Below are 5482 nucleotides of genomic sequence, written 5' to 3' on the forward strand. Positions count from 1 at the left end.
TGCGGGTCAATGCGGCAGGCCTGCCCATGAGAACCGAGATCACGGCCGGGCAGACATCGGACTACCTCGGCTTCGAACTGGTCATGGCTGACAACCTGCCCGAGCCAAGCGTTCTGCTCGCAGACCGCGGCTACGACTCCGACAACATCCGCAAGACCATGGAGGTGCGCGACGTGGTGCCGGTCATCCCCATGCGCAAAACCCGGAAGCTACGGGTCGCCGTTGACCGCAGGCTCTACCGCCTGCGCAATCTCGTTGAGCGGTGCTTCAACAAGCTCAAGAATGCCCGTCGCGTCGCCACCCGCTACGACAAGACCGCCGAAAGCTTCCCGGGCTTCATCGACATCACGTCGATCCGCCTCTGGCTCCGCCATTTGTCAACATGACCTATTTCACAAGGCGAAGGTGTGGAGAGCTTGATGGTAGCGGATGCAATGCCCGCACATCTTCTTCACTCGAACGAAGCGCCTCGGCGAGGTCGGATAAACCATATCCAAGATCTTCGAGATGTAGTCGCACGATCTCCGGCAATACCGTCGGCATCTCAACCCTGAGGTCGAGTTCAGGCGGCTCGGCGCGGCGATAACCCATCGCGCTCATCTGCCGCCACAGGTACTGGCTCTGGTTCTCGGTAATGGCTCCAATTGCATTTGCCCGGTAGAGCAGTGCTGCCATGGACACGCGCCAAACCGGTTTCAGCGCAGCGAGTTGCTGTATCGAGAGACGTCGACCAGAGAGGTGGGGGCGAATATCGCGCGCGGGCATAAGCAGCGCTGACGCAAAATCGTTGGCCTCGTTCTCCATTTGCGGAGATGGGACCTGATGCATCACAACATGGCCGAGTTCGTGTGCCAAACTGAACCGCTGGCGATCCGCAGGCATATTCCGGTTCAGGAAAATGCATGGCGGCATGTCTGGTATCTGAACGGTAAAACCATCAACCTTGAGGGCGGCAAAGTCACAATGGACGACGATGCATCCTGCTCGCTCCACCCACGCCACCAGATCGCGGATCGGTCCAGATGGTACGAGCCACGTTCGCCTTATTAGATCGGCAATTCGTTCCGGGTCGCCGCCGTATTCGTCAACATCGAGGCGGGGAAGCGAAAGCTCAGGTTCAAGTTCGGCAGCATCGAGTAGCCGGCGAATGTGCAAAATCCTGATGTTCAGTTCGGCTTCAAGACGCTCGATTGCTTTCTGTCCGACGCTCGCGCGTTTCCTGTATTGGACGCTCATCGGCAAACCGATAACCCTGTCGTTCTGAAAGAAGAAATCTATAGGGAAGCGCAGAGCTGCACTGACGTTGGTCAGCACATCATCAGTCGGACCGATCAGTCCGTTCTCGAGCTTTGATAGATTGGCCTGAGAAACCCCCGAGCGCTTGGACAGTTCGGTTTGACTCCATCCTCGCGCCTGCCGCGCTATTCGCAGCAGATCCTGATTGAATTCGGCTGACATCATTCTTGCCGCTTCTTGCGGTCGTCCGAAGCGCCCTTGAGTTTAACGATCTTCGCGGCGGGCCGCTCGGGTTGCGGCTCGGACATCGGCAACGGCACCACCGCTTCGCTCGCATCCAGCAGGCTGTATTCCCAGGCGACCGAATCACCATTGCGAGCAACGACGCATACGTCTTCGACCTGCGTTTCGAGCCTGTTCAGCTTGTAGACGACCTCGACACGCTGCACTTCCGGCAGACCGAAGAGGTCCTGTTCATGATCATGGAAAGCGAGCGCAAGCTGCGTAGCAACATTCGAGGTGCGGCCCGTCGCGTCGGCTTTCTTGAACCGAAACAGGACCTCGTTCCGAACGAGGAACTTCATCGTCTCATTGCCATCGATCACGTGGACAGCATCGTGGCCCATCAACGTGGTTTGAGCCCGGTCGATTATCTGTTCCCAGACGAAGTTGGCGCGACTGCGTTTGCATCGCCATATGCCAACGAAGCCGCTTGCCAGCCAATCGTCCCATGCGTGAAGGACGGCTGAGACGATGTGGTCGCGGATTTCGTCCAGTATAGGACGCACTGTGGTTTGGCTGGGAATTGACAAGCTCGAGCCTCGCTATTTTCGTTTAGAATACCGAGGGGATTTTACGAAATCAAGGTCAAATTATTCACGTGACCATTTAGGAGGGGCGACCAGGCAGTTCGGCCTAACTCGGAAACTGATGAGACAGGGCAAACGGAGGCACAATCATCTACCGCCCTCACCGAGCGAGGCCGCGATGTCGCTGATCGAGCGAAGCAGGACCAGGGGATCATCCCTGGACGGCTCAAAGCCGCGCCGCCTCCAGAACTCGGCCGCCTCCCCGTCGACGGCGTTGACCATCAAGGCCCGCCCACCGATCAGCGACGCGGCCTGAACACAGCGCTGGAGGGCGTGCTTCACAAGGCCGGTGCCAATACCCAACCCTGCCCATGCTGTGTCGGTTGCGAGCTGGCCGAGCAGCATACAGGGGACCGGGTTGGGCGGCTGGCCTGTCCGAATCGAACGCGGCAAAACCGAAGGCACCACACCGGTGGGCGCGAGGCCGTAGAAGCCGACAACGCGCCCAGCCTCATGCACGACGAGAACGGCGGTGAAGCCCTTCTGCTGATTGGAGAGGGCGCGCGTCTTCAGCCAGTGGTCAAGCGTAGGCTTGCCACAGGCGAACTCGGACACATCGTGTTCGGCGGAGAGCGGTTCAGGACCCGAAAGCAGCAAGAGCTTACCGCTTCGCCACGTAGCCGGGCTCCCATGGCGCGGGCCGCTTCAGGACTTCCACCATCTCCGGAACCGGAGCGGCCGGACGCGCCAGCACATCCATGAACTCGGCAAAGCCATCCGGGCTCATCCGGATCAGCCCCTGCTCCATGACGACTTCCTCGGCCGCGCGCACGGCGGCGTCGCGCACGAAATCGGTGCGCGAGCGGCCGCGCAGGCTCGCTGCGCGATCAATCATTGCGACATCCGCCTCGGGCAGGCGCATCGAGATCGGGTATTCCTTGCGTTCGGCGGTCGTGGCCATGGCGAATCTCCTTGGTCGGCATATCGCGACTTGTATCGCGACTTACAATACGATAAGGTTGCCCCAACAGTCAATGACCTCATGAGGAGAGGCGACGAGGCCAATGATGACCGGGCCAGCGAGAGATTCCGATAGGTTATTTTGCTACGCCATGGCTCGCCAGGACACGCTGGACTACGCGATAGCACGCTCACCCGCGCCAATTGCCGCCGAATATTCGCCTTCAATTTCCGTTGCTTATGCTTCCCTCGCGGCGAATGCTGCAAGTTATGACCTTGCGAGCCCCAGGAAATCCGGCAAAGATGACAGGAGGAGAGCGCGAAGCGCTGCTCGAATCCTTGCTGCTGGACGAGCCGGAGCTGACGTTTACGCCACGCGGCAATCCCGACCCACGCCTTCTGCGTCTGGTCGGCATCCTGGCGAGGCAGGCGGCGCAGGAGTGCTATGCAGAGGAAGTGAAGATGTCACGGCAAAGGAGGAAGCGCTCCTCCTGATACGGATGGGAGCCAAGTTTTGAAAGTCGCGATCTACGCCCGCTATTCTTCCGACAATCAACGCGACGCTTCCATCGCCGACCAGTTCCGCATGTGCCGCCTCCATGCAGAGAAGCAGGGTTGGCATATCGTCGAGGAGTATTCCGACCACGCGATCTCCGGCGCGTCGCTGATCCGCCCGGGCATCCAGGCGCTCATGGCCGACGCTATGGGTGGCCGCTTTGACCTGATCCTCGCCGAGGCGATGGACCGCCTCTCGCGCGACCAGGAAGACATCGCGGGCATCTTCAAGCGCATGTCCTATGCGGACGTGAAGATGTTCACCCTGTCGGAAGGCGAGGTGACGCACCTGCATGTCGGGCTCAAGGGCACGATGAACGCGCTGTTCCTGAAGGATCTGGCCGACAAGACCCGCCGCGGACAACGCGGCCGGGTCGAGGCAGGCAAATCGGGCGGCGGAAACGCCTATGGCTACGATGTGGTCAAAAAGCTCGATGCGAACGGCGAACCGATCCGCGGCGATCGCACCATCAACGAATTCCAGGCCGAAGTCGTGCGCCGCATCTTCCGCGACTATGCCGCCGGCAAATCGGCCAAGACCATCGCCTTCGCCCTGAACAAGGAAGGCATTCCCGCTCCGTCAGGCGGCGACTGGGGGTTCAGCACGATCAACGGCAATCCGAAGCGCGGCAACGGCATCCTCAACAATGAGATGTATATCGGCAAGATCGTCTGGAACCGCCAGCGCTTCGTCAAGGATCCGAACACCGGCAAGCGGCAGGCCCGCCCCAACCCTGAAGAGGAATGGGTCATCCAGGTGGCGCCGGAGTTGCGCATCCTCGATGACGATCTCTGGAATGCGGTGAAGGCGCGGCAGGAGAAGAACAAGATCGCGCGGAAGGAAAACGGCGAGGCCGATCTCTCCCGGATCAATACCCGCCGCCGCCCCAAATACCTCTTCTCGGGACTGACCAAATGTTCCTGCTGTGGTGGGGGCTATTCCGCGATCTCGGCGACGCTGATCGGATGCTCGACGGCGCGTAACAAGGGGACCTGCGACAACCGGATCAACATCCGCCGCGACGAGCTTGAATCGCGTGTGCTGAACGCACTGCGTACCAAACTCGTCGATCCGGAGCTCTTCGCCCATTTCTGCGAGGTCTTCACGCAGGAGATGAACCGCCTGCGCATGGAAGGCCGTGCGGGTATCGCATCGGCTGAGGCCGAACTGGCCAAGGTCAACCGAGAACTAGAGAAGATCCTCGATCTGTATCTGAGCGACGCCCTTTCTGTCGACATGGTGAAAGAGCGTAGCAAGAAGCTCGAAGCCCGAAAGATAGAACTGGAACAGTTCCTGGCCGAAGCCGACGAGCCGCCACCGCTGCTCCACCCGAGCATGGCCCTGCAATACCGCAAGCGGGTCCAACAGCTCTACGACGCCCTGCAGGACGAAGACGAGGGGAAGCGGATCGAGGCGGCCGACACGCTGCGCTCGCTCGTGGATCAGATCGTGCTAACCCCGGTCGACGGCAAGGTGGAGATCGACGTTCAAGGCGATCTCGCTGGAATCCTTATGATTTCCGCACAAACGAAAAACCCCGCCTCGGGGGCGGGGTCATCGCAAGTAAAGATGGTTGCGGGGGCAGGATTTGAACCTGCGACCTTCAGGTTATGAGCCTGACGAGCTACCGGGCTGCTCTACCCCGCGGTAGTTTGTTGAGAGAGTTACGCTTCTTTCCAGGTCTGGCGGTGACCTACTCTCCCACGTCTTTTGACGCAGTACCATTGGCGCTACGGCGCTTAACTGCCGAGTTCGGGATGGGATCGGGTGTTTCGCTCGTGCTAAAGCCACCAGACCGGGAAAGGAGCGTATCGGCGTGACCCATTCGGGTTGGTTGTCCAAGGATGCTTTTTGGAAGCTGACGTGCAGATATTTTTTTCTGGTCTGTCTTCTTCCGGATCAAATCAAGCCAATCGAGCGA

6 protein-coding genes, 1 tRNA gene, 1 rRNA gene and 2 pseudogenes are annotated in these 5482 nt (G+C 59.8%); 3 read left to right on the plus strand and 7 right to left on the minus strand.

Annotated elements, in window-relative coordinates:
• Positions 1–386: pseudogene (locus M511_RS18680) on the plus strand (IS5-like element ISPme2 family transposase); the annotation flags it as partial.
• Between the two features lies 1 nt (position 387).
• On the opposite strand, the gene M511_RS18685 reads toward M511_RS18680, so the two are convergent.
• The 4 genes from M511_RS18685 to M511_RS18700 form a co-directional block, all read right to left on the minus strand.
• Positions 388–1461 (minus strand): helix-turn-helix domain-containing protein, encoded by a 1074-nt coding sequence (locus M511_RS18685; protein ID WP_036748701.1) that lies wholly within the window; start codon positions 1459–1461, stop codon positions 388–390.
• Positions 1458–2048 (minus strand): hypothetical protein, encoded by a 591-nt coding sequence (locus tag M511_RS18690; protein WP_137390490.1) that lies wholly within the window; start codon positions 2046–2048, stop codon positions 1458–1460. Before M511_RS18690 ends, M511_RS18685 begins: the two co-directional genes overlap by 4 nt.
• A 144-nt stretch (positions 2049–2192) precedes the next feature.
• Complete coding sequence (locus tag M511_RS18695) at positions 2193–2702, minus strand: GNAT family N-acetyltransferase (RefSeq protein ID WP_024846160.1); 510 nt, start codon at positions 2700–2702, stop codon at positions 2193–2195.
• 4 nt (positions 2703–2706) lie between these two features.
• Positions 2707–3006 (minus strand): type II toxin-antitoxin system TacA family antitoxin, encoded by a 300-nt coding sequence (locus tag M511_RS18700; protein WP_024846159.1) that lies wholly within the window; start codon positions 3004–3006, stop codon positions 2707–2709.
• A 302-nt stretch (positions 3007–3308) separates the two neighbouring features.
• On the opposite strand from M511_RS18700, the gene M511_RS18705 reads away from it, so the two are divergent.
• Both M511_RS18705 and M511_RS19615 read left to right on the plus strand, forming a co-directional pair.
• The gene (locus M511_RS18705) at positions 3309–3500 is read left to right on the plus strand and encodes a hypothetical protein (RefSeq protein WP_024846158.1); all 192 of its coding nucleotides are present in this window, start codon (positions 3309–3311) and stop codon (positions 3498–3500) included.
• Between the two features lie 19 nt (positions 3501–3519).
• A pseudogene (locus tag M511_RS19615) lies at positions 3520–4557 on the plus strand (recombinase family protein); the annotation flags it as partial.
• Positions 4558–4749: 192 nt separating this feature from the next.
• Here M511_RS19615 and M511_RS19620 read toward each other — a convergent pair.
• The 3 genes from M511_RS19620 to rrf form a co-directional block, all read right to left on the minus strand.
• Positions 4750–4926, minus strand: coding sequence for a hypothetical protein (locus M511_RS19620; protein WP_330950479.1), 177 nt, complete (start codon positions 4924–4926; stop codon positions 4750–4752).
• A 205-nt stretch (positions 4927–5131) separates the two neighbouring features.
• Positions 5132–5208, minus strand: a tRNA-Met gene (locus tag M511_RS18715).
• A 33-nt stretch (positions 5209–5241) separates the two neighbouring features.
• A 5S ribosomal RNA gene (gene rrf / locus M511_RS18720) occupies positions 5242–5356 on the minus strand.
• Positions 5357–5482 lie beyond the last annotated feature (126 nt).

The organism is Paracoccus sp. J56, assembly GCF_019633685.1.
Taxonomy (GTDB): Bacteria; Pseudomonadota; Alphaproteobacteria; order Rhodobacterales; family Rhodobacteraceae; genus Paracoccus; species Paracoccus kondratievae.

Bases quoted from the DNA above. Each gene is read 5' to 3' on its own strand.
- M511_RS18685 (WP_036748701.1), bottom strand. From the start codon at position 1,461: ATGATGTCAGCCGAATTCAATCAGGATCTGCTGCGAATAGCGCGGCAG.
- M511_RS18700 (WP_024846159.1), bottom strand. From the start codon at position 3,006: ATGGCCACGACCGCCGAACGCAAGGAATACCCGATCTCGATGCGCCTG.
- M511_RS18705 (WP_024846158.1), top strand. From the start codon at position 3,309: ATGACAGGAGGAGAGCGCGAAGCGCTGCTCGAATCCTTGCTGCTGGAC.